19 protein-coding genes and 1 pseudogene are annotated in these 21,431 nt (G+C 63.6%); 10 read left to right on the top strand and 10 right to left on the bottom strand.

The window, feature by feature from the left end:
* Positions 1 to 7: 7 nt before the first annotated feature.
* The 7 genes from TQ98_RS11995 to TQ98_RS11965 form a co-directional block, all read right to left on the bottom strand.
* Positions 8 to 1,024: a branched-chain amino acid ABC transporter permease gene (locus tag TQ98_RS11995; RefSeq protein ID WP_044872772.1), complete on the bottom strand. Its 1,017-nt coding sequence runs from the start codon at positions 1,022 to 1,024 to the stop codon at positions 8 to 10.
* Positions 1,024 to 1,887: a branched-chain amino acid ABC transporter permease gene (locus TQ98_RS11990; RefSeq protein ID WP_044872773.1), complete on the bottom strand. Its 864-nt coding sequence runs from the start codon at positions 1,885 to 1,887 to the stop codon at positions 1,024 to 1,026. Before TQ98_RS11990 ends, TQ98_RS11995 begins: the two co-directional genes overlap by 1 nt.
* Before the next feature lie 2 nt (positions 1,888 to 1,889).
* The gene (locus TQ98_RS11985; RefSeq protein ID WP_044872774.1) at positions 1,890 to 2,591 is read right to left on the bottom strand and encodes an ABC transporter ATP-binding protein; all 702 of its coding nucleotides are present in this window, start codon (positions 2,589 to 2,591) and stop codon (positions 1,890 to 1,892) included.
* A gap of 4 nt (positions 2,592 to 2,595) precedes the next feature.
* Complete coding sequence (locus TQ98_RS11980; RefSeq protein WP_044872775.1) at positions 2,596 to 3,318, bottom strand: ABC transporter ATP-binding protein; 723 nt, start codon at positions 3,316 to 3,318, stop codon at positions 2,596 to 2,598.
* Between the two features lie 70 nt (positions 3,319 to 3,388).
* Complete coding sequence (locus TQ98_RS11975) at positions 3,389 to 4,699, bottom strand: ABC transporter substrate-binding protein (protein ID WP_044872776.1); 1,311 nt, start codon at positions 4,697 to 4,699, stop codon at positions 3,389 to 3,391.
* A gap of 81 nt (positions 4,700 to 4,780) precedes the next feature.
* A complete protein-coding gene (locus TQ98_RS11970; protein WP_044872777.1) occupies positions 4,781 to 6,130 on the bottom strand; it encodes an outer membrane beta-barrel protein in 1,350 nt (449 codons plus the stop codon).
* 460 nt (positions 6,131 to 6,590) lie between these two features.
* Positions 6,591 to 7,586 carry a catalase family peroxidase gene (locus tag TQ98_RS11965; protein ID WP_044872778.1) on the bottom strand — a complete coding sequence of 332 codons (996 nt, stop codon included), beginning with the start codon at positions 7,584 to 7,586 and terminating at the stop codon, positions 6,591 to 6,593.
* Between the two features lie 353 nt (positions 7,587 to 7,939).
* On the opposite strand from TQ98_RS11965, the gene TQ98_RS11960 reads away from it, so the two are divergent.
* Positions 7,940 to 8,365, top strand: coding sequence for a MarR family winged helix-turn-helix transcriptional regulator (locus tag TQ98_RS11960; RefSeq protein ID WP_044872779.1), 426 nt, complete (start codon positions 7,940 to 7,942; stop codon positions 8,363 to 8,365).
* A gap of 56 nt (positions 8,366 to 8,421) precedes the next feature.
* On the opposite strand, the gene TQ98_RS11955 is transcribed toward TQ98_RS11960, so the two are convergent.
* Entirely contained in the window at positions 8,422 to 9,192 is a 771-nt protein-coding gene (locus tag TQ98_RS11955) for an enoyl-CoA hydratase (RefSeq protein ID WP_044872780.1), read from the bottom strand.
* Positions 9,193 to 9,782: 590 nt separating this feature from the next.
* On the opposite strand from TQ98_RS11955, the gene TQ98_RS11950 reads away from it, so the two are divergent.
* The 9 genes and pseudogenes from TQ98_RS11950 (at position 9,783) to TQ98_RS11910 (ending at position 18,913) form a co-directional block, all read left to right on the top strand.
* Positions 9,783 to 10,025 carry a hypothetical protein gene (locus tag TQ98_RS11950; protein ID WP_044872781.1) on the top strand — a complete coding sequence of 81 codons (243 nt, stop codon included), beginning with the start codon at positions 9,783 to 9,785 and terminating at the stop codon, positions 10,023 to 10,025.
* Positions 10,026 to 10,147: 122 nt separating this feature from the next.
* Positions 10,148 to 10,399: a hypothetical protein gene (locus tag TQ98_RS11945; RefSeq protein WP_044872782.1), complete on the top strand. Its 252-nt coding sequence runs from the start codon at positions 10,148 to 10,150 to the stop codon at positions 10,397 to 10,399.
* A 43-nt stretch (positions 10,400 to 10,442) separates the two neighbouring features.
* Positions 10,443 to 10,823 (top strand): annotated as a pseudogene (locus TQ98_RS11940) (alpha/beta hydrolase); the annotation flags it as partial.
* A 511-nt stretch (positions 10,824 to 11,334) separates the two neighbouring features.
* Positions 11,335 to 11,829 (top strand): helix-turn-helix domain-containing protein, encoded by a 495-nt coding sequence (locus TQ98_RS11935; protein ID WP_044872783.1) that lies wholly within the window; start codon positions 11,335 to 11,337, stop codon positions 11,827 to 11,829.
* 285 nt (positions 11,830 to 12,114) lie between these two features.
* On the top strand, positions 12,115 to 13,239 hold the full coding sequence (locus tag TQ98_RS11930) for an HlyD family secretion protein (protein ID WP_044872784.1): 1,125 nt from the start codon (positions 12,115 to 12,117) through the stop codon (positions 13,237 to 13,239).
* Positions 13,236 to 14,798: a DHA2 family efflux MFS transporter permease subunit gene (locus TQ98_RS11925; RefSeq protein ID WP_044872785.1), complete on the top strand. Its 1,563-nt coding sequence runs from the start codon at positions 13,236 to 13,238 to the stop codon at positions 14,796 to 14,798. Before TQ98_RS11930 ends, TQ98_RS11925 begins: the two co-directional genes overlap by 4 nt.
* A gap of 315 nt (positions 14,799 to 15,113) precedes the next feature.
* Complete coding sequence (locus TQ98_RS11920; protein WP_044872786.1) at positions 15,114 to 16,472, top strand: glutamine synthetase family protein; 1,359 nt, start codon at positions 15,114 to 15,116, stop codon at positions 16,470 to 16,472.
* A gap of 45 nt (positions 16,473 to 16,517) precedes the next feature.
* Complete coding sequence (locus TQ98_RS11915; protein ID WP_044872787.1) at positions 16,518 to 17,603, top strand: polyamine ABC transporter substrate-binding protein; 1,086 nt, start codon at positions 16,518 to 16,520, stop codon at positions 17,601 to 17,603.
* Between the two features lie 14 nt (positions 17,604 to 17,617).
* Positions 17,618 to 18,913 carry an FAD-binding oxidoreductase gene (locus TQ98_RS11910; RefSeq protein ID WP_044872788.1) on the top strand — a complete coding sequence of 432 codons (1,296 nt, stop codon included), beginning with the start codon at positions 17,618 to 17,620 and terminating at the stop codon, positions 18,911 to 18,913.
* 211 nt (positions 18,914 to 19,124) lie between these two features.
* Here TQ98_RS11910 and TQ98_RS11905 read toward each other — a convergent pair whose 3' ends face one another.
* On the bottom strand, positions 19,125 to 20,006 hold the full coding sequence (locus tag TQ98_RS11905) for a helix-turn-helix domain-containing protein (RefSeq protein WP_044872789.1): 882 nt from the start codon (positions 20,004 to 20,006) through the stop codon (positions 19,125 to 19,127).
* 173 nt (positions 20,007 to 20,179) lie between these two features.
* Positions 20,180 to 21,382 carry an NAD(P)/FAD-dependent oxidoreductase gene (locus tag TQ98_RS11900; RefSeq protein WP_044872790.1) on the bottom strand — a complete coding sequence of 401 codons (1,203 nt, stop codon included), beginning with the start codon at positions 21,380 to 21,382 and terminating at the stop codon, positions 20,180 to 20,182.
* Positions 21,383 to 21,431 lie beyond the last annotated feature (49 nt).

Below are 21,431 nucleotides of genomic sequence, written 5' to 3'. Positions count from 1 at the left end.
CAAGACCTCAGCCGCTCACCAACCGCCGCTGCATCGGGAACAACTGCCAGCCCAACCGTTCGCTCACCAGCCCCCAGACGCCCTGGGGCGCTTTCAGCATCATCACCACCGCCACACTGCCGAGGATGATCATGTACAGCGCGCCGAATTCGGCAAAGCAACTGCGCAGCACGAAGTAGATCAGGGTGCCGATCAGCGGCCCCTCCAGTGTCCCGATGCCGCCAATGATGACGATGAATATCACCGCGGCGGTCCAGTCCTGCACGCTGAAGGCGGCGTCAGGGGAGATGCGCAGCTTCTGCAGGAAGATCAGTGCGCCCACCACGCCGGTGCAGCACGCAGCCAGCACGTAGACCATCAGTTTGGTGCGGAATACGTTGATACCCAGGCTGCCGGAGGCAGGCTCCGAATCGCGGATGGCCGTCAGGGCCAGGCCCTGACGCGAACGCAGCAGCAGGTACACCACCAGTACGGCCGCCACGGCGATGGCCAGGGCGCTGAAGTACAGCAGCATCTCGCGGCCATCGCGGCTGCTGCCGATCTGCCGAACGATGGACGCCGGCAGGCTTTGCCCGGAACCGCCGCCCAGGCTCCCCACCTGGGCAAGCCCCAGGCGGAACACCTCGGCCACCACCCAGGTGCCAATGGCGAAGTAAGCGCCGCGCAGGCGGAACAGCACCAGGGCCGTGGGCACGGCCAGCAGCGCCACGACAAGGCCGGACAGGAACACCGCCGCCAGCGGCGGAACGCCCAGCTGCGAGGCCAGCACGAACAGCAGGTAGCCGCCGAGGCCGACGAAGGCCTGCTGGCCCACCGAAACCATTCCGGCATAGCCCGCCAGCAGGTTCCACATCTGCGCCAGCGCCAGGTAGTAAGCGAACTCCACGACCAGCCGGAGCACGGCGCGGTCGGCCCAGAACGGCAGGGATGCCAGCAGCAGGACCAGCACGCCCAGCATCGCCAGGCCCACCTGGCTGCTGCGGGTGGCCCGCTGGACGGCGTAGGCATTGTTCATCGCATTCATCAGTCGACACTCCGGGGAAATAGGCCACGCGGGCGGAAAACCAGGATCAGCAGGAACACCAGGTGGCCCGCCAGGATCTGCCAGCCCGGATCGATGCGCGCGCCCACCGCCTGGGCGACGCCGAGGATCACGCCACCGGCCAGGGTGCCCCAGAGGCTGCCGAGGCCGCCGATGATCACCGCCTCGAAACCGTAAAGCAGGCGCGCCGGGCCGACGCTGGGGTCGAAGCTGGTACGGACTGCCAGGAACACCCCTGCGATGGACACCACCGCCATCGCCAGCGCCATGGCCAGGCCGAAGATATGGCGGTTGTCGATGCCCATCAGTTGCGCGGTGGACTGGTCATCCGAGGTGGCGCGGAAGGCGCGGCCCAGGCGGGTCTTGTAGAACAGCAACTGCAATCCACCGATCACCGCCAGGGCACAGCCAAACACCAGCAGCGGCATCACGCCGAGGCTGAGCCCGCCCACGGCCACGCTGGCAACTTCCAACTCACCCTGGGAGAGTTTCTGGCTGTCGGCGCTAAAGAACTCCAACAGCACGTTCTGCAGGATGATCGACAGGCCGAAGGTCACCAGCAGTGGCGGCAGGATGTCATTGCCGAGGGTGCGGTTGAGCAATTGGCGCTGCAGGCAGTAGCCGACCACGAACATCACCGGCACCACCAGCACCAGGCTGGCCAAGGGCGACAGTCCGAGCACTTCCACCACCACCAGGGCCAAGTAGGACGCCAGCACGATGAAGTCGCCATGGGCGATGTTGACCAGGCGCATGATGCCGAACATCAACGACAGACCGACCGCGAACATCGCGTAGAGGCCGCCGAGCAGCACGCCCTGCACCAGGGTATTGAGCCATTCCATCGTCATGCCTCCGCCAGGCCGAAATAGGCCGCCTTGATCTGATCCTTGCTCACCTCGCCGGGCTTGCCGGACAGGGAAATGCGCCCTTCCTGGAAGCAGTAGAAGCGGTCCGCGACGCTGAGGGCCTGGTTGATGTCCTGCTCGACCAGGATCACCGCCGTGCCATCGGCCTTGATCGATGGCAGCGCGGCGTAGATGTCCTTGATGGTGGTGGGCGCGAGACCAAGGCTGATCTCGTCGCAGAGCAGCAGGCTCGGGCTCGACATCAGCGCGCGGCCGATGGCGACCATCTGCTGCTGGCCGCCGGACAGCGCGGTACCCGGGCGCTTGCGCAGCTTCTCCAACACCGGGAACAGGCCGTAGATGCGCTGCAGGTTCCAGGCGCCCTGGCGCTTGCTGTAGGCGCCGATCAGCAGGTTCTCCTCGACACTCAGCGAGGGGAACAGCTTGCGGCCCTCCGGCACCAGGGCGATGCCGCGCTCCAGTACCCGGTTGGCCGGCAGGCTGCCGATGTACTCGTCCTTGAAGCGAATGGCGCCGGGATCGTTTCGGATCAGCCCGGCCAGAGAGCGCAGGAAGGTGGATTTGCCGGCGCCATTGGAGCCGATGATGGCGACGGTTTCCCCTGCCGCCAGGTCCAGGTCGATGCCGAACAGCGCCTGGAAGTCGCCGTAGCCGGCGCGCAGTTTGCGGATCGTCAGCATGGCTTCAGCTCCCGATGCCCATGTAGATTTCCTGGACCTTCGGATTGGCCATCACCGCATTGGGCTCGCCCTCGTCCAGCTTGCGGCCGAAGTTGATCACCGCCAGACGGCCGACCACCGCCAGCAGCGCATGGACGATGTGCTCGATCCAGATGATCGCGGTGCCGGAACGGTGGATGCCCTGGATGGTCCCCACGAGTTCGTGGCACTCCGGTTCAGTGAGGCCGCCGGCGATCTCGTCCAACAACAACAGTTGCGGCCGGGTGGCCAGGGCACGGGCCATTTCCAGGCGCTTGCGCTCCAGCAGCGTGAGCGAACCGGCCAGGACGTTGGCCTTCTTCATCAGGCCGGTGAGTTCGAGGATGTGCGCGCACCAGGCGTAGCTGTCCTTCTCCGACTGCCCAGCACCGAAAGTGGCGCCCACCAGCAGGTTCTCGAACACCGTCATTTTCACGAACGGATGGGGGATCTGGTGAGAGCGGCCAATGCCACGCTGGCAGCGCTTGAACACTGGCTCGCGGGTGACATCGTCTCCCTGAAAATGAATGCGTCCGCTGTCGGCGGCCACACCCCCGGCGATCAGGTTGAACAGCGTGCTCTTGCCTGCGCCATTCGGCCCGATGATGCCCAGCGCCTCGCCCGGCGCCAGGGCCAGGCTGAGATCGTCGGTCACCTTCACCGAGCCGTAGCTCTTGTGCACCTGCTCCAGTACGAGGAGTTGTTGCATAGGTTGTTACCTGCTTCATACGACTCCCTCTCCCCCATGGGGGAGAGGGCTGGGGAGAGGGGGTAGGAAATCAGCCGCCGTAGGTGATCGCCTGCATCTCCCCTCCGAGGGGAATCTGCGGCGCGGTCTGGTTGCTGGTGATCACCAGGTCGTAGGTGAAGGGCCCACCCAGGCGCCACTGGCCGGACACCAGCGGGGTCTTGGCGACGTTCTTCACCGGGCCGTTCTTCCAGCTCACAGGACCGACCACGGTATTGAGTTCCGTCTTCAGCAGCGCATCGCGGGTGGCTTCGGGATTACCCACTTCCTCGGTGCGCTGGAGGATGTCCACCGCCAGCTCGAACAGCGCATGGACGAAGCCCAGCGGCTGGGTCCACTGTTTGCCGGTGGCCTTGGTGTAACGCTCGGCCAGTTGCCCGGCGGTGAGACCATTGAGCGAGGACGCGAAGGGATGACTCGGGCTCCACCAGATTTCCGTGGAGAGGTTGTGCCCGTCCTTGCCCAGGGCCTCTACTGCCGAGGGGAACAGCAGCGCCTTGCCCACCGACATGGCCTTTGGCTGGAAGCCCTGCTGGCGCGCCTGGGTCCAGAAGGTGGTGAGGTCCGGCGGAATGACCACGCCGGTGACGATCTCTGCCTCAGCCTTCTTGAAGGCGGAAATCTGCGCGGAGAAGTCGTCGGTCAGGCTCTGGAAGCGGCCCGGGTCCACCAGTTGGAAACCCTTCTGCGCCAGCACCGGCGGGAAGCCCAGCTTGCTGTCGCCCCAGGCATTGCCGTCGCCGTCATTGGGGAACAGACCACCGATCACCTTGTTGCTGCCCATTCCGCCCCACATGGCGGTGTAAGTGGCGATCACGTCTTCCAGGCCCCAGAAGAAGTGGTACGTCCACTGGAAGCCTTCGTCAGGCTTGCCACCGCGGGTGAAGAACCAGGGCTGCCAGGGCGCCACGGTGGAGATGCAGGGGACCTCGTTGATCTCACACTGATCCGACACCGGGTTGGTGGTCTCCGGGGTGGACGACACCAGCATCAAGTCGACGCCGTCGGAGAGGATCAGTTCGTTGGCCACTTCGGCGGCGCGGTTGGGGTTGGACTGGCTGTCCTTGACGATCACCTCAAGGCGGCAGCGCTGGCCGCCCACGGTGATGCTGTTCTTCAGCACCGACGCCAGGCTCTCGATGATGTACGTGTCCGCTGCGGCGAAGGGGGCCAGCGGCCCGGTCTGCGGACTGACGTAACCAATGCGGATGACCTTTTCCGCCGCCAGCAGCGGGGCTGAAGAAAAGCCTGCGAGCAACGAGCCGCCAGCCACGACGCCGCTGGCCCGCAGGAAATCACGCCGGGAGAGCCCGGCACCGAGGAGTTTCTTGTTGTTGTCCATGATGGAGACCTCGACTGGAGGATGAGGTCCGGCACGGCACCCACAGGGGCCAGCCGGGATGGCAGTTGGGTGGGTGCCGGATCAGAAGAAGACGGTGATGTCGAAGGAACCGACCAGTTGGCTGTCTTCGCGGCCGTCGCCGAACGCGTCGCGGCCGCTGCCGCTGTGAATGTCGTAGCGCAGCTCGGGGCGCAGGCGGACGTTGGGCACCGGCGTCCACGCCAGGTTGGTGGTGATGCCGTAGAAGCTGCCCCAGCTCGGATCGGGGATGCCGGTCTGTGGGTCGATGTTGGCCATTACCACGTGCACCGGGGCATCGGTGTAGAACCACTCGGCGCGGCTGTTCCACATCAGATTGCCGCCCAGGCGGTGGTACCAGTTGACGTCCGTGCCGTACCAGTGGGCGTTGTGCTTGTTGGCAAAACCGGCCAAGGCGGCGTCTTCCTGCTGGCCGTAGTTGAACTCGACGGCGACACGGTTGCGCTCGTCGAGCACATGGGAAACCGTCAGGTAGGAGGCGTAGCGGGTCAGGTCATCGTCCTCGGTCCCAGCCGGGATGGGCGAGCCGCAGGCGCACTCGGCAAAACTGTCGCCCGCGCCGTTACCGTAGATGTTTTCCCAGTCCACCCAGGTACGGAAGTCCGCCGAGCGCCAGCGCACGTTGGCGATCACGTCCGGGTCGCCATTGGGGTCCTGCATGTTGTTCCACCCCTGCACCACGCCCAACTCGAAGCCGAGCATGCTGCCGCCCTCTTCCTGGGGCAGCTTGAAGGAGTACAGCGCGCCGGTGTGCTTGGCCGGGCCATGCATGAAGGAATAGGTGTGGCTGTAGAAGTCCGCCGGGGCCGGGCTGCCCAGGGCGAAGCCGATCTCGTTCTCCAGCGGGGTGTGGAAGACACCGAGCATCAGGTTGGAGCCGCCGAGCACCGGGATGTAGAAGTCCAGGTACGCCTGGGCGATGTTGAAATTCTCGTCGTTGGCGTCGGCGCTGCGGTTGACGCCGAAGTCTTCGTCGAACCCGTAGGTCTTGAAGAAGCGCGCGTCCTTGCCGTAGAGCGCGGTGACGTTGAAGCCCCAGTCGGCTTCCTGCGGCATCGGTCCCGGGAACGGTCCGACACGGCCCACCACGTTGCCCTTGGGCGTCTTCTCGATGGCCAGAGCGAACTGGTTGAGGTTGAAGCCTTCGTCGTTGTTGAAGAAGGCCTGCTTGCTCACGTCATCACTGCCGTTGTCGTTGTAGATCCAGCCGGCCTGGGCCCAGCCATGGACCTTGATGCCGTAATCCTTTTCCAGGGCATCGCCAAAGGCACTGCGGAACAGCGAGCCGGACGGCCCCGGCTCGGCAGCCTGGGTAACATGGGGAAACAACGCGGCGGCCGCCAGGACCGGGGCGAACAGGGAGATTGCAGAACGATGCTTGCGAGGAATCATGGCAGCTACCTTGTTGTTATTAGTCAGCCTGATGCCGGCGCAGGCCCTGCTGGCAGTGCAGGCCTGGCTGTCCGGTTGGTTCGCAAGCTACAAGTGCCCTCCTCCGCCAACAATTCCGGTTTCAGCGATTTGAGTGTTCGTGCTTCGCGAACAATGGCGTGCGCGCCCGATCTAGAGCGGTTGGAGAGGACAGAAAGTGAGGCGGAGTGGGCGGTTATCGGACGGATTAGACGGCTCCCGCAGGCGCGGGGAAAAGCACCGCAGGCCTTCGCCCAGGCCGTTGTGGATGTCGACCAGTGCTGATCTGAATCCTGCGAACCTGAAAGGTATGCCCGAGGAGAACGGATAAACACGTGCCTCTGGCTTGTGTGGTGGCCCCTGTCTCGGGCAACGCCTCACAGATGCGTATGCCCGAGTTGGCTTGGCGTTTGAGGTACGCAGTGTCGATCAGCGAACCCGGCTACTGCCCGGACATGCGCTTGCCGAACGACACGGCATAGGACGAAGAGCGTGCCTTCAGGACCGGGTCGTCAGTGATCTGGATGCCGTCAGCCACCACAATGGGGTCGAAATTGATGGGGCCGCAGCTGCCGTCTTTCTGAGCCATGGCCTGGGTGATCGCCAGGGTGCCAACCTTGACCTTCTGGCGATCGGCCGGCCAGAGCTTGGAAGGATCATTCTCGGCGTCCCCCGGCTGGCCGAGGGTGATGTACATGTCCCATTTCGCTGGGGACTTCTGGGTACGGGCGATCAGCGCTGGCTCCAGGTAGTTGGCCGGCGCCTTGCTGGCTTCCTCGTCGGTGAGGTTCTTCACCCCGTCCACGGGCTCGAAATGCCAACGCACGAGGGTCTTTTTGTCGTTCTTGTCGACAAACCAGAACGCATGGAGGCTGTTGTAGAAACTGGTGTCAAAGCCCACAAAGGGATTGCGGCCCTGTATCGCTGCTCCCAGCGGATTGAAGTCCGGGTGCTTGGCCGTAAACGCCTTGAACACCTCGGGATTGGGCGCGCCGGTGGTCGGATCAGGCTTCAACGCCAGGACCAGGTCGCGAAAGCCTTCCGGCGTGGCGAAGAAAACCGGCACGTTGACCATGGTCATGTGCTGGAGCCCTCCGCCGGGCAGCTTGAATTCCAGGGCCATGCCCTGCACGGCCTTGGCGGCATCCGATTGCTGGGGATTGCCGCCATCCAGGGAGAAGCGCGCAATTACCGGAATGGCCTGGCCGCTGAACAAGGCCGATCGGCTGTACTTGGCGCCGTCCGCGATGCCGATGAACTCCCCTACTGCACAGGTCCCCTTGGCGTGATTGCGCCTGAGTCCCGGGTGGACGCCGAATGTGCCTTCGAAGGCGCTGATCATTTCCACGGGGTTGAACGCTGCTTCCTCAGCGGCGTAGGCAACTTGCGAAAGAACTGTGAGCAGCGCACTGGCGAGAAGAGTGCCGGCCTGTGTCATGGGGGTTTCTCCGCACTGGAATGGGTGGAAGATGGAGTTTAGGTCAATCTCCTGAACCTGATCCGCTGCCACCACTACCCGGGTCCACTTCCCCAGGTTCGAGTGTTGGACGCCCCACCATCGACCAAAGACGCGCTTCCCGTCACGCCAGCCTTGCTTCGCCCCTCAAGCTGCCTGACTTGACCCGACCTTTCCCCCTTACGAAAATGAGATCACTTATTCGCGTGCGAAGTTTTCTCTGCTCGTGAGAAGCGCTACAGCACAACCGGGTTCTGCGACCCACATCGCTGAAGCTAATAACAGCAACCCACGGCGTCTGTCCGAAGCAAGCATGACAACGCGGCGAGAAAACGATGAAACATCGATTGGTTTACCTACTCAACGCAGGGCAACGAAGATTGCACCGCTGGTCCCAGGCAAGCACCCCCGAAGGCGGCGTGACTCCCTCGCAGTCAGGCCTCCTGTTCTTTCTTGATAAGCAGGACGGAGCCTTGATGAGCGAGGCAGCCGCAGCGTTGGATCTCGGCCTGCCCGGCATGAGCGGCCTGGCAGACCGAATGGAAGTCCTGGGGTTGATCGAGCGGCGGCGCGACGAAACTGATGGTCGAGTCTGGCGGCTATGGTTGACCGATCAAGGAAAGACTGCAGCCGAGCGTTCCAAGGCGAATCTCGCAAAGATGAACGCGTTGCTGGCCGACGGCTTCAGCGAAGCTGAAATCGAGGTGGTCGCAAGGTGGCTGCAGAGCCTGCAGGACAAGTTTCCCGCTGCGGACGAGTAGTAATCCCGCCGGCCACGCGACCGCCCTGTGCGTGAGCCGGCGAGGCACCCGCGTAGCTAGCGAATCGTCGAGAAGTCGGGCTGACGCTTCTGCGCAAAGGCCGTGAACGCCTCTCTGGCTTCCGCACTCTTCAATCGCTCGGCGAAAACGAGCGACTCTGCATCGATTTGAGCGAGTAGCCGTTGCGGATCCCGCATGAGCTGTTTCGTTGCCTTCAACGACCCGAGTGGCTTGGTCGCCAGCTTCTCTGCAACACGCCTGGCCTCGGTGCGTAGGTCCTCGCCAGGAACCACAGTGTTCGCGATGCCCCACGCCACGGCGCTCTTCGCATCAATCGACTCGCCCAGCGAGAACAATTGGAAGGCCCGCACATGACCGGTGCGTGCCGGCAAGAGGTAGCTCGACCCAGCTTCCGGAACCAGAGCCAGATTCACAAAGGGCGCGGAGAGCTGCGCATCCTCGCTGAGCACTACGTAATCGCAGTGCAGGAGCATGGTTGTACCCACACCCACCGCCTTGCCTTGCACGGCTGCGACGATCGGAATCGTGGTCACTGCGAGGTTCTGGAGGAAACGCAGAACATTCAGTTCAGCCGGCCCCTTGCCCGTGGCCTGCTCGGCGAACTCGCCCAGGTCGTTTCCTGACGTGAAGAGCTCGCCATCGGCCTGGATCAGCACGACGCGCACGTCTGCGTCGCTCTCGGCTCGTTGGATGGCGTCTGCCAGGGCGCCGTACATGCCATTCGTGAGCGCGTTCTTCTTGTCCAGTCTCGATAGCGTGACGGCCAGTACGCCGCCAACCAGCTCGGTAGTCACTTCAGATGTCATGGCCCAAGTCTCCTGGATTTTTGGTGCTGGGGGTGGCGGCGGAACAACCGGTAACCGGGAGGCGCCGCTGATCGCAAACATACTTCGCATACGAAGTATGTAAAAGATTCGCACGCGAACCAAATATGCGCAAGCGGCGATCTCCGACCTCGACCTACGGCATAGCCTGGATGTACCGGTCTCCATTCGGCGCCTCCAAGCGCAACAAGCTTGGAAGACACAGAACACGTTGAAGAAGCGGGTCGCCAACGCCTGAACAGAGACGCTCGCCAAAATGCTGGGACTCCCAAAGCCCGCATGGATTCCGACTTTCTGTCCCCGAAGATGGGGTAACCCCTGACCGGAATCGGGCCTCCACACCCAGCGTTCGACTTGCAGGTCCGGAACCACGCCCCGCCCCTCCTCTGCTGCTCGGCCTGCCTGAGCGGCTGCCGGTATTCGCGCTGACCGCTGTTCCCCAACGATCAGTTCAGGTGCGTCCCTTGCATGGGCAGCAGTCAGACCGCCATGGCTTCCCGATACCCAGGGCGTAGAGCATCGATCCCGGCAACCTGGGATCGACGCGGAGCATCGCGTCTAAGGGCAAACGCATGGATAGAAAGACCTTGGTCCTTCTGGAAGAACTGTTCGAACAAGCGGCTGCTGATGTGGAGGCGAGCGGGTTCGTGAGGACAAGCATCCGGCTTGCCAACCCGACCCGCGAGCGCATCCGGCAAGCCGGAGAATTCCTGTTGGAGCGCGCAGCGGAGAGGTTTCCGACACTTGATCCCTATGTCTCATCCGATGCGGATGGAACTATCAATCTGGTCCTGGATCGCCAGAGGACAAGGTGAAGGTCGAACTCGCCGCATCAGACTTTGGTCGTATTTCGACATGCGGCCTGGTACGGCCAGCCGGTTGTGGTCTAGGGCTTTGAATGCGTGCCGGAACTTCAACGGCGTAGGAGGAGCCTCCAGTGGACAATCCTTTCAGTTGGGCCGAACCGCGCCGCCTCTCGTTGAACGCCTCTGCGTGCCACATCGCCATGGTGGATTTTCTTGAGCAGGCGATGGTGCCTTGGACGGCTGCCCAGGTTCTGGAATTCGAACGCCTTTCCGCCGCGAAAGCAGCGGCGCTCGACGAATACCGCAGTTTCTTCGAACGCATTCGCGGCGGCTATCCGACTCCACGTCAAGCGTTTCATCGTTCCAGTAGGCGGCAAGCCTGACCTTCAGCTGACTTCGAAACATCAGATCGCGGACTGACTCCATGGCGTTGACCTCTTCTACAAGGACTGGGGTCCGAAGAGCGGCCAGCCAATCGTGCTCCACCATGCTGGCCCCTCAGCAGTGACGAATGGGATAGCCAGGCCCTGGTCTTCGTTGGGCAAGGCTATCGCGTCATCGTGCACGATCGGCGCGGTCACGGCCGGTCTTCTCAGGTGACCGACGGCCACGACATGGACCACTACGCGGCAGACGTCGCGGCATTGGTGCAACACCTGGATCTGCGCAACGTTGTGCATAGCGGTGCCACCGATCATGGTGAAGACCCCGGCAAATCCAGGCGGTCTTCCCATCGAAGTGTTCGACGACTTCCGCAAGCAACTGGCAGCCAACAGAGCGCAGTTCTATCTGGATGTTGCCAGCGGCCAGCTCGGTGAGATTCACGACGCCAGCGATGACGAGGCAGCAGCGCTGTTCGGTTTCTTCGCAATCGGCGCCCAGCGCAGGCGAGCGATGGATGAAGCGGACCTCAAGGCGCTTTGCCGAGCCCAGTTGACTCGCCTGTTTGGCGACCCGTGTCGATCAGGCTCCGCCCCGCTGGCACAGCGCCCATGACTGATGCCCCCCTGACAGAAGCGGCTGCAACTCATCGGCAGCGAGGCCGGCGGAGATCAAGGCGGTTACATGGAAGGAGCCTTGATTGCAGCGGATACGGCCATACGGCAAGTAACGTGAAGATTGGTGGAGTGCGGGTGATGAATGGTCACTTGCGTGATGGAAGTGTCGTAATTATATTTTGACCATAATCTAATGCTGATCCGCAGTCCTTCCGTAGCGGTGCAGAGGGGCTATAAGCGACTCCCTTCGAGGTCTCAAACCGAGATCGGATTGCGCCAACGGCGACGCGATATCGATCCCCTGCCCTTGCGGAGGCCCCATGAAAAAAACCAGTTTCCAGCACATGCCCTGCCCCGTCGCCCAAGCCCTGGAGGTCATCGGTGACAGTTGGAATGTGCTGATCCTTCGAGAAGCCTTTTACGGCGCGTCCCGCTTCGATGATTTCGTCCAGGCCCTGGGGATTCCAACCAATACCCTGACCCGGCGACTCAAGGATCTGGTGGCTGGCGGCCTCCTGGAACGCCAGGCCTACAGTGAAAAGCCGACACGTTACGAGTACCTGCTCAGCGCCAAGGCGCGGGAACTGCGCTCCCTGATGCTCGTCCTGCTTCAATGGGGTAATCGCCATGGCAATGTGGACGTCGCGCAAACCATCCTGGTGGACAGCCTCACCGGGGAGCCTGCGGACCTTGTCCTGGTGGACCGTGTCACCGGACTGCCTGTCAGCTCGCGGCATCGCGTACTTCGCCCTAGCCGCGACAGCACCCCTGCCCGCTCTTTCGCGTTTCCCGAGCCAGAGACAGCGCTGAGCTGATCGCTGCGAAAGCGCCTGGAGCAACCGTTCTTCTCGGCCTCCCCATCTCTGTCCCGCCGAGACCTACCGCCTGTCCCCAGCACTTTCAGGTCACTTGCATCATGGAAGTAACCGTGATGGAATTACATCCATCATATTCATCGAGCGCTCCGCACTTTCTCCATCAGAAAGCCGCCTTCGATTCGCCCGATTGAATGATATGCAACATGTTAAAGAGCCGCTGCCGAGTCACCAACGGACCTGTCCCGACCAACGTCCACCTGAATTACTTCACCGGAGACCGCCATGAACCAGCCCGCTCAGATCCCCGCCAGCGAGGCCACCACCGTGGCTCGGCCGAAATCCCGCACGCTCCTCAAACTGGCCGCCGCCAGCCTGGTCCTGGTCGGCGCCGGCCTGTATGGCACCCATTGGTGGACCTCGGGCCGTTACCTCGAAGAAACGGACGATGCATACGTGGGTGGCGATGTCACCGTCATCAGCCCGCGAGTGGCCGGCTATATCGCTGAGCTGGCAGTGACCGATAACCAGTTCGTCCACGCCGGCGACCTGCTCGCGCGCATCGACGACCGCGATTACCGCGCCGCCCTGGCCCAGGCCGAAGGTGAGGTGCACGCCGAGGAGGCCCTGCTGGGCAACATCGATGCCCAGGCCGCGTTGCAGCAGGCGGTGATCCGCCAGGGCGAGGCCGACATTGATGCCACCGCCGCCGAAGAGTCCCGGGCACGGAACGATGACAAGCGCTACCGCACCCTGGTCCAACGTGCCGCTGTCTCCGTGGAAAGCGCCCAACGTGCCGAAGCGACCTGGAAGACTGCACGCGCCAACAGTGAGAAAGCACAGGCCACATTGCTTGCAGCCCAGCGTCAGCTCGACGTCATACACAGCCAGCGCCAGCAAGCCGTCGCCGCTCTTGAGCAAGCCATCGCCAAGCGCGATCTGGCGCGCCTCGAACTTGGCTACACCGAACTCCGCGCACCGGTAGACGGCTATATCGGCAATCGCCGTGGCCGGGTCGGCGGCTATGTGTCTGCCGGCACGCAACTGCTGGCCGTCGTCCCGGCCCAGGGGCTGTGGATCGATGCCAATTTCAAGGAAGACCAACTGGCGAGGATGACGGCCGGACAAGCCGTCACCGTCGAAGCCGACGTACTGCCAGGCAAGGTATTCCACGGGCACCTCGACAGCCTGGCACCGGCAACCGGCGCGCAGTTCAGCATCCTCCCGCCGGAAAACGCGACCGGGAACTTCACCAAGATCGTTCAGCGCGTGCCCGTGCGCATCCAACTCGACCCGGCCGACAATCGCCTCGGCGCACTGCGCCCGGGGCTCTCGGTCGTGGTCGAGGTGGATACCAAGGCACAACAGCGGCAGCACGGTGACGCGCTCGCACTGGAGCAGCGGCCGTGAACTTCTGGTCATCGGAGGTGGTGCCGGTCGAACAGCTCTCGACCCGGCAGAAGATAATTGCCTTCGCCTGCATGTGCGTGGGCATGTTCATCGCCCTGATCGACATCCAGATTGTCTCCGCCTCTCTGCGTGATATCGGCGGCGGTCTATCGGCGGGAGCCGATGACACCGCCTGGGTACAGACCAGTTACCTGATTGCCGAAATCATCGTGATCCCGCTGTCGGGCTGGCTGTCGAAGGTGTTCTCCACGCGCTGGCTGTTCGCTGGCTCGGCCCTCGGCTTCACCCTGGCCAGCCTGCTCTGCGCCGTGGCCTGGAACATCCAGAGCATGATCGCCTTCCGCGCCCTGCAGGGCTTCCTCGGCGGCTCGATGATCCCCATGGTGTTCACCACCGGCTTCATCTATTTCGACGGCCGCCAGCGCGTGCTGGTGGCCGCCACCATCGGCGCCATCGCCTCCCTGGCCCCGACCCTGGGCCCGGTGGTCGGTGGCTGGATCACCGACATCGCCTCCTGGCCCTGGCTGTTCTACGTCAACCTGGTACCGGGGCTGCTCGTGACCATCGTGGTGCCGATCGTTGTGCGCCTCGACAAGCCTGACCTGTCTCTGCTCAAGGGCGCCGACTACCCGGCCATGCTGCTCATGGCGGTGTTCCTCGGCTGCCTCGAATACACCATGGAAGAAGGCCCGCGCTGGAACTGGTTCAGCGATGACACCATCCTGCTCACCGCGTGGATCTCCGGCCTCTGCGGTATCGCCTTCATCTACCGCAGCCTCACCTCGACCAACCCGATTGTCGACCTGCGCGCTCTGCGCGAACGCAACTTCGCCCTGGGCTGCCTGTTCTCCTTCATCACCGGTATCGGCATCTTCGCCACCATCTACCTCACCCCGTTGTTCCTCGGCCGGGTACGCGGCTACGGCGCCCTGGACATCGGCCTGGCGGTGTTCTCCACGGGCATTTTCCAGGTCATGACCATTCCGCTGTACGCAGCCCTGGCGCGGCGCTTCGACCTGCGCTGGCTGCTGGCGCTGGGCATGGTCCTGTTCTGCCTGTCGATGTGGGAGTTTTCTCCGATCACCCACGATTGGGGTGCGGCTCAACTCCTGCTCCCTCAGGCCCTGCGCGGCATGGCCCAGCAATTCGCCGTGGCACCCACCGTCACCCTGGCCCTGGGCTCGTTGCCACCCGCACGACTCAAGCTCGCCTCGGGTTTGTTCAACCTGATGCGCAACCTGGGTGGTGCGATTGGAATCGCCGCTTGCGCCACCATCCTCAACGACCGCACCAACCTGCACTTCCTGCGCCTGGCCGAGCACCTGAACGCCAGCAACGAAGCGCTCAACAACTGGCTGGCACCGCATCTGGATGCGTCCGGGCAGTACAGCGAACAAGCCTTGCGACAGCTCTGGAACCTCACGTTCCGTGAGGCTCAGACGCTCACCTTCTCCGACGCTTTTTTGATCATCGGTGCCTGCTTCGCGGTCGCCGTCGCACTGATTCCCCTGCTGCACAAGATCGCCCCGCCCTCTCAGCCGTCGGCTGACGCCCACTGACCCCGAGGGCCTCCCGCCATGCCATCGTCCCTCACAAGAAGCACCGCAATTGGCGTGTTGCTGCACCCGCTCGCCGGCTGCACGGTCGGCCCTGACCCTGTTGGCCGTGAGCACTCAGGGGGCGGCTGAGTTCGAGCGCGAGTTGCTGGAGTGATCAGGCCAGATTAGCCGGATGAGCTGTCACACAGCTCGGTCATGCGTGCGGAAAGTGGATAGAACGTGCTCGCCCCTGCGAACGAAACTATCCCCGCGGCCTGGCAGCAGAACGCTGCAGGCGCGTTCTCATTCCGCAACCATGAACCTTCCGAGGCTTGTATGAACACCCCCGCCGAGCAACTGGAGCAACGGCTGAAACAACAAAAAATCACCGAAGTCGAATGCGTGGTCAGCGACCTGACCGGCATCGCCCGCGGCAAGATTTCCCCTACCAACAAGTTCCTCGGCGAAGGCGGAATGCGACTCCCGGAAAGCGTCCTGCTGCAAACGGTCACCGGTGATTTCGTCGACGACGACGTCTACTACGACCTGCTGGACGAAGCCGACATCGACATGGTCTGCCGCCCCGACCCCGACGCCGTCTTCCTCGTGCCCTGGGCCCTCGAACCGACCGCCATGGTCATCCACGACACCGTCGACAAGTACGGCAACCCGATCGAGCTGTCGCCGCGCAACGTGCTCAAGCGCGTCCTGAAGCTGTATGCGGATAACGGCTGGAGCCCGGTCGTGGCGCCGGAGATGGAGTTCTATCTGACCAAGCGCAGCGGCGACCCGGACTTCCCCCTCGAGGCGCCCGTGGGCCGATCGGGGCGCCCGGAGAGCGGCCGTCAGAGCTTCTCCATCGATGCCACCAACGAGTTCGACCCGCTGTTCGAAGATGTCTACGACTGGTGCGAAGCGCAGGGATTGGACCTGGACACGCTGATCCATGAAGACGGCCCCGCGCAGATGGAGATCAATTTCCGTCACGGCAACGCGCTGAGCCTGGCCGACCAGATCACCGTGTTCAAGCGCACCATGCGCGAGGCCGCGCTCAAGCACGATGTGAGCGCGACCTTCATGGCGAAGCCGATCACCGATGAGCCGGGCAGCGCGATGCACATTCACCAGAGCGTGCTGGATGTCGCCACCGGCAAGAACATCTTCGCCAATGCGGATGGCTCCAAGAGCGAGCTGTTCCTCCACTTCATCGGCGGCCTGCAGAAATACATTCCGAAGGTGCTGCCCATGTTCGCGCCGAACGTGAACTCCTTCCGCCGCTTCCTGCCGGACACCTCGGCTCCAGTGAACGTCGAGTGGGGCGAGGAAAACCGTACCGTGGGGCTGCGCGTTCCGCCCGCCTCGGCCGAGGCGACGCGGGTCGAGAACCGCCTGCCCGGCGCCGATGCCAACCCCTACCTCGCACTGGCCGCCAGCCTGCTTTGCGGATACCTGGGCATGATCGAGAAGGTTGCCCCAAGCAACCCGGTGCAAGGGCGTGGCTACGAGCGCCGCAACCTGCGCCTGCCGATCACCATCGAGGACGCGCTGGCCCAGATGGAGGACTGCGAAGTGCTCGGGGAGTACCTGGGTCGCAAGTTCGTCCAGGGCTACGTCGCCGTGAAACGCACCGAACACGAGAACTACAAGCGCGTGATCAGCTCCTGGGAGCGAGAGTTCCTCCTGCTGAGCGTCTAACCCGCCCCCACTCCGCCGTTCACAACAACAATTACGGGAGTCGATATGAGACTGCTACGCTACCTTGCGCCCTTCGCCCTGGCCACGATGGCCCAGGTCGCCCACGCTGAACCGACGGTCAGCGTCTACAACTGGACCGACTACATTGCCCCCGACACCCTGGGCGAATTCCAGAAGACCACCGGCATCAAGCCGATCTACGACGTCTTCGACTCCAACGAAACGCTGGAAGGGAAACTGCTCGCGGGAAGAACCGGTTACGACGTCGTCGTCCCCTCCAACCACTTCCTCACCCGGCAAGTGGATGCAGGGGTATTCCTGGAGCTCGACCGGAGCAAGCTGCCCAACTGGAAGCACCTCGACCCGGCGCTGCTCAAGCTGCTCGAACAGAACGACCCGGGCAACCGCCACTCGGTGCCCTACCTGTGGGGCACCAACGGCATCGGCTACAACGTCGAGAAGGTCAAGCAGGTGCTGGGCGTCGACCGTATCGACTCCTGGTCCGTGCTGTACGAAACGGAGAACCTCAAGAAGCTCCAGGCGTGCGGCGTCGCGTTCATGGACTCGGCCGACGAGCTGATCCCCTCGATGCTCAACTACCTGGGGCTCGACCCCAACAGCACGAACCCGGCCGACTACGCCAAGGTCGAGGCCAAGCTCCTTGAGCTGCGCCCCTACGTCACCTACTTCCATTCGTCCAAGTACATCTCCGACCTCGCCAACGGCGATATCTGCGTGGCCTTCGGCTACTCCGGAGACGTGTTCCAGGCCGCCGCGCGGGCCAAGGAAGCCAACAACGGCATCCAGATCGCCTACAGCATTCCCAAGGAAGGCGCCAACCTCTGGTTCGACCTGATGGCCATCCCTGCCGATGCCAAGAACCCGGACCAGGCGTTCGCGTTCATCAACTACATCCTGGAACCCAAGGTGATCGCCGGTATCAGCGAGTACGTCGGATACCCCAATGCCAACGCCGACTCGAAGGCGCTCCTGGACCCCGCCACGCTGAACAACCCGGAGGTCTATCCGAGCCAGGAAGTGCTCGACAAGCTGTACATCGCCAAGGCGCCGCCGCCCCGGATCATGCGCCTGATGACCCGCAGCTGGAGCAAGATCAAGTTCAACCGATGAATCGAGACCGACCCATGACTCGCACCGAGGAACATGCGGCGTCCTACTACGCCGCAACCGCCCGAGACAAACAGCTGTATCCCTCGCTCGCGGAGGACATTCGCGCGGACGTTTGCGTCGTCGGCGGTGGCCTCACCGGCGTCAACACCGCACTGGAGCTGGCCCAGCGTGGCCACTCCGTCGTGCTGCTGGAAGCCCGGCGAATCGGTTGGGGCGCGAGCGGGCGCAACGGCGGCCAGCTGATACGCGGTATCGGCCACGATGTCAGTGGCTTCGCCAAATACGTAGGTGAAGAAGGTGTCCGCTATCTGGAGCGCGCGGGCCTCGACTCGGTGACCCTGGTCGCGGAGCGCATCCGCGACCTGAACATCGACTGCGACCTGCGCTGGGGCTTCTGCGAGCTGGCCAACACCCCTGCTCAGTTCGCCGCCATGGCTCAGGAGCAAGAGGAGCTGAATGCGCTGGGCTACCCGCATCAGACCCGGCTGGTAGGGGCCGGCCAGATGCATGAGGTCGTGGCCAGCGATTGCTACGCCGGCGGCCTGGTCGACATGGGCTCGGGTCACCTGCATCCGCTGGACCTGGTGAAAGGCGAGGCCCGGGCGGCGAGCGCGTTCGGCGCGCGGATTTTCGAGCAGAGCCCGGTCCTGCGCATCGAGCATGGGAAGTCCGTGGTCATCCACTGCGCCAGAGGCCGGGTGATCGCGGATAACCTCGTGCTCGGCTGCAATGCGCACCTGGATGAACTCGAGCCGCGGCTGACCGGCAGGGTTCTGCCGGCCGGCAGCTACGTGGTGGCCACCGAACCGCTTCCCGAGTCGCTCGCCTCGGAGCTGATACCGCAGAACATGGCGCTGTGCGACCAGAAAGTGGGGCTGGACTACTACCGCCTGACGGCCGATCGGCGCCTGCTCTTCGGCGGGGCCTGCCACTACTCGGGGCGGGACCCGAAGGACATCGGCGCCTACATGCGGCCCAAGGTGCTCAAGGTCTTTCCGCAGCTCGCGCAGGTCAGGATCGACTACCAGTGGGGCGGCATGATCGGTATCACCGCCAATCGCTTCCCGCAGGTGGGGCGACTCAAGGCGCATCCGAATGTGTTCTTTGCCCAGGGGTATTCCGGTCACGGCCTGAACGTCACGCACTGGTCAGCCAAGCTCCTGGCCGAGGCCATCCATGCCGGTCAAAGCCAGGGCCTGGACCTGTTCAGTGCGGTGCCGCATCTGACGTTCCCCGGCGGCAAGCTGCTGCGCTCCCCGCTGCTGGCGCTGGGTATGGCGTGGTATCGGATACGGGAAATACTGGGCTGACGAATACCCGCGCCACGTACTGAAAAGCCCCCGACAAGGGGGCTTTTCTTTGTGCATCCGCTGGCGGCAAAGACGCTCAAGCAGGATGGGTCGAGCGGTGTTTCGCGAGCCTGCGAAACCCGCCGAAATCGAGCCGACAGCATGGGTTTCGCTCCGCTCTACCCATCCTACGATCTGAACTCAGAGATGAATTCTTGCTGTGCGCGGCCCCTTAGGGCCGGCAGCGCTGCTTGATGGTCGTCTTGGGGTACTCGCCGAAGAGCGCGTGGTAGGACTGGGAGAAGCGGCCCAGGTGCCAGAACGACCATTTCATGGCCACCTCGGCCACGCTCATGCCCGACTCAGCGGCCCCGAGCAAATCGCGGCGAGCCGCGTTCAGTCGACGGTTTCTGAGCCACACGATGGGCGGAACGCCGGCATAGCGCAGGAAGCACTGCTGCAGGCTACGCGGCGAGACGCCTACTTTCGCGGCCAACTCGGTCATCCCGAAGTTCTCTTCGGGACAATCGTTCACCACTTCCTTGACCCGTTGCACGACACGCTTGGCCTGGACGCTGGAACGCGACCGGTGCTCGTCGCCGAGCGGAGCCTCGCAGAGCAGGGAGAAACAGTCGGACACGATGGTTTGCGCGATACCGGGGGCATCCATAGGATGCTGGCCGCTGGATGCGCCGGTGAGCATGTTACTGAGTGAGGCCGCGACCGACCTGCAGCTATCGGACCGAAGCGGTGTCAGCACCAGGTCGGCGAATGCATCGAGCGGCTGGCCCCACTGCACCGCCTCCTTGATCACCACGGCCACCTCGCGATAGTTCTCCGGCGTGACCCAGGCGTTGCGGGTCTCGCCATCGAGCAGGTAGAGCGTGTTCTCCGACATGTCGAAGCTGAAGACCAGGGCGCCGGACGGCGCATGGAACTCCTGCTCCACGCGGAGGTTCATCTGCTCTTCATAGAGCTCGATCCCCTCGACTTCGGCATGCAGGATCCGCCCCGAAAATCGCCCGGCAGACATCTGCGTGTACTGCTGCTCCCAACCCGGAATGGCTATCCGCTGCTGATCTACTTCTTGTGCTTCGACAACCCTGATCACCATACCCGGGCCTGCTTGTTTTCAGGCCCGGAAGGCTATCAATCGCCATGAGCCGCGTGCAAGTCGGGAAGCATGGCCTAGGTCATTCGGGCAACCCGGCCAGCCGCAGCCCCGCCCAGAAACCGGCTGCCACACCGCGCAGGACGGCGTGGCAGCGAGTGGTTACCCGTCAGTGATCAGGCCACAACCGGGATCAGTGGATCAGCTGCGGCCAGTGCGACAGCGCGATCAGCCGCCGGCGGGTAGATCCAGAAGCCGTTGATCTGCTGCTTGATGGCCTTGCCTTCCTGGCGCTCGAACTTGATCTGGCGGTCCCAGCCTTCGGTGAATACCGCCCCCCAGGCGCCGAGGTCCAGGCAGGTCACGTATTTGGGCTGGCTATACGGGATGGGCTCCACGCCCAGCAGGCTCGCCGCCGCGTTGTTGCCGGCCGAACGCCCCAGGGCGATGGCGTGCTGGCAGGACATCAGTGCGTGGTTCCCCTCGTCATCGCACGCCGCCTTGGCCACGTCGCCGGTGGCGAACAGGCCGCCGAATCCCGGCACTTGCAGGTTGGCGTCGACGTGCAGGCGGCCCTGGCCATCACGCTCCGCCGGAACCTGCTCGGTCAGCGAGCTGGCTCGCACGCCCACGGTCCAGACCACGGTGTCGGCGTCGATGCGCTCACCGCTGGCCAGCGTCACGCCACGGGTATCAACAGAGGCCACGGCGCTGTTCAGGCGCCATTCCAGGCCCAGTTCGGCGGATGCCTCGGCGATGGCGCCACGCGGCCCTTCGCCCAGTGCCGCGCCGATCTCACTGCCACGGTCAACGACGATCACCCGCACATCGGCGCCCTCCCCCAGCGCTGCTCGCAGACGCGCCGGCATTTCCGCGGCGGCCTCGATACCGGTGAAACCTCCGCCAGCCACGATCACGGTATTGCGGCTGTTCGATGCCGGACGCTCGGCCAGGTTCTGTATATGGCGTTCCAGGCGCACGGCTTCTTCCAACTGATCCACATCGAACGCATGCTCGACACCGGCAAGCGCCGGACGTACCACCTGGCTGCCGGTGGCCAGGATCAGGCGGTCATACCCCAGTTCGGCGAACTGGCCATGGGCGTTGCGATAGCCCACCCGTTTGCCTTCAACGTCAATGCGCTCGGCAGAGCCCTGCACGAAGCTCACGCCCACCGCGTCGAACAGCTCGCCCAGCGGCGCCACCATCTTGTGTACGTCCGGCTCATAGAAGCGCGGACGGATCCGCAGTTCGGCCTGGGGCGCAAGTACCGCCACCTCGACATCGTCGCGACCATGCTGGTCCAGCAGACGGGCTGCGCTCAGGGCACTCCACATGCCGCCGAAGCCGGCGCCGACGATCAGGATGCGTTGTTTCATGGGTATCTCCACAAGGCGAAAAGTGAGGTTCTCGCGGGCAGGCACGCCC

The sequence above is a fragment of the Pseudomonas sp. LFM046 genome (genome assembly GCF_000949385.2).
Taxonomy (GTDB): Bacteria; Pseudomonadota; Gammaproteobacteria; order Pseudomonadales; family Pseudomonadaceae; genus Metapseudomonas.
This window is presented reverse-complemented; position numbering and strand designations above follow the sequence as displayed.

Bases quoted from the DNA above. Each gene is read 5' to 3' on its own strand.
- TQ98_RS11960 (WP_044872779.1), top strand. From the start codon at position 7,940: ATGAAACATCGATTGGTTTACCTACTCAACGCAGGGCAACGAAGATTG.
- TQ98_RS11950 (WP_044872781.1), top strand. From the start codon at position 9,783: ATGGATAGAAAGACCTTGGTCCTTCTGGAAGAACTGTTCGAACAAGCG.
- TQ98_RS11910 (WP_044872788.1), top strand. From the start codon at position 17,618: ATGACTCGCACCGAGGAACATGCGGCGTCCTACTACGCCGCAACCGCC.
- TQ98_RS11965 (WP_044872778.1), bottom strand. From the start codon at position 7,586: ATGACACAGGCCGGCACTCTTCTCGCCAGTGCGCTGCTCACAGTTCTT.
- TQ98_RS11970 (WP_044872777.1), bottom strand. From the start codon at position 6,130: ATGATTCCTCGCAAGCATCGTTCTGCAATCTCCCTGTTCGCCCCGGTC.
- TQ98_RS11920 (WP_044872786.1), top strand. From the start codon at position 15,114: ATGAACACCCCCGCCGAGCAACTGGAGCAACGGCTGAAACAACAAAAA.
- TQ98_RS11905 (WP_044872789.1), bottom strand. From the start codon at position 20,006: ATGGTGATCAGGGTTGTCGAAGCACAAGAAGTAGATCAGCAGCGGATA.
- TQ98_RS11995 (WP_044872772.1), bottom strand. From the start codon at position 1,024: ATGAATGCGATGAACAATGCCTACGCCGTCCAGCGGGCCACCCGCAGC.
- TQ98_RS11930 (WP_044872784.1), top strand. From the start codon at position 12,115: ATGAACCAGCCCGCTCAGATCCCCGCCAGCGAGGCCACCACCGTGGCT.
- TQ98_RS11935 (WP_044872783.1), top strand. From the start codon at position 11,335: ATGAAAAAAACCAGTTTCCAGCACATGCCCTGCCCCGTCGCCCAAGCC.
- TQ98_RS11975 (WP_044872776.1), bottom strand. From the start codon at position 4,699: ATGGACAACAACAAGAAACTCCTCGGTGCCGGGCTCTCCCGGCGTGAT.
- TQ98_RS11985 (WP_044872774.1), bottom strand. From the start codon at position 2,591: ATGCTGACGATCCGCAAACTGCGCGCCGGCTACGGCGACTTCCAGGCG.
- TQ98_RS11915 (WP_044872787.1), top strand. From the start codon at position 16,518: ATGAGACTGCTACGCTACCTTGCGCCCTTCGCCCTGGCCACGATGGCC.
- TQ98_RS11955 (WP_044872780.1), bottom strand. From the start codon at position 9,192: ATGACATCTGAAGTGACTACCGAGCTGGTTGGCGGCGTACTGGCCGTC.
- TQ98_RS11980 (WP_044872775.1), bottom strand. From the start codon at position 3,318: ATGCAACAACTCCTCGTACTGGAGCAGGTGCACAAGAGCTACGGCTCG.
- TQ98_RS11900 (WP_044872790.1), bottom strand. From the start codon at position 21,382: ATGAAACAACGCATCCTGATCGTCGGCGCCGGCTTCGGCGGCATGTGG.
- TQ98_RS11990 (WP_044872773.1), bottom strand. From the start codon at position 1,887: ATGGAATGGCTCAATACCCTGGTGCAGGGCGTGCTGCTCGGCGGCCTC.